The organism is Streptomyces sp. bgisy027, from assembly GCF_057710365.1.
The window spans coordinates 1-867 of sequence record NZ_JBYIVZ010000144.1 but is presented as its reverse complement, the minus strand read 5'-3'; the positions used below and the strand labels follow the sequence as shown (position 1 = coordinate 867).

The following is an 867-nucleotide window of genomic DNA, read 5'->3' as shown; positions in this document are numbered from 1 at the left end:
CTTAGCCTCAAGGCCATGACCTCGCTGCCCCCTGCCGCTGCTGCGGCCCCCGAGTCGCACCGTACCGTGACCGCGGCCGTAGTCCAGGGGGCCGCCCCGCTGTTCGACACGAAGGCGGCGGTGTACCGGGCCGAGGAATTCATTCGAGAGGCCGTTAGTGACCGAGGCGCAGAGGTGGTCGTGCTGCCCGAGGCGTTCATCGGTGGCTATCCCAAGGGCCTGGGCTTCGACATCACCGTCGGCCGCCGGACGCCGGCCGGTCGCGAACTATTTCGCCGCTACCATGCCGCGGCCATCGACGTTCCGGGCCCTGAAGTCGACACCCTGGCTGCCCTGACCCGGGAGCTCGGCTGCCACGCGGTCGTCGGCGCCGTCGAACGACGGGGCGGCACCCTCTACTGCGTTGCTCTCTTCTTCGGCCCCGACGGTTACCTGGGTCTGCACCGCAAGCTCATGCCGACCGCCGCCGAACGCTACCTGTGGGGCCAGGGCGACGGCTCCACCCTCCCGGTCGTCGACACCGGCACAGCCCGCCTCGGCGCGGGCATCTGCTGGGAGAACTACATGCCGCTGTTCCGTACGGCGATGTACGCCAAGGGTGTGGACCTGTGGTGCGCACCGACTGTGGACGACCGCGATGTCTGGCAGGCCACTATGCGGCATATTGCTTTGGAGGGCCGCTGCTTTGTCCTCAGTGCCAGCCAGTACCTACGCCGTGATGCTGTGCCCGCCGACCTCCATCCTGTTCAAGGTGATGAGCCGGACACAGTCCTCATCGGCGGCGGCTCGGTCATCGTGTCCCCACTCGGTGAGGTTCTGGCCGGTCCGCTGCGGGACGGCGAGGGCACCCTGATTGCCGAACTCGAC

Annotated in this window: 1 protein-coding gene; it reads left to right on the top strand. The window is 68.2% G+C overall.

Translation table 11 applies throughout. The annotated features are described in order from the left end of the window. Positions 1-15: 15 nt before the first annotated feature. A partial coding sequence (locus AC3ETA_RS47785) for a nitrilase-related carbon-nitrogen hydrolase (protein ID WP_432199173.1) occupies positions 16-867 on the top strand: 852 nt, incomplete at its 3' end.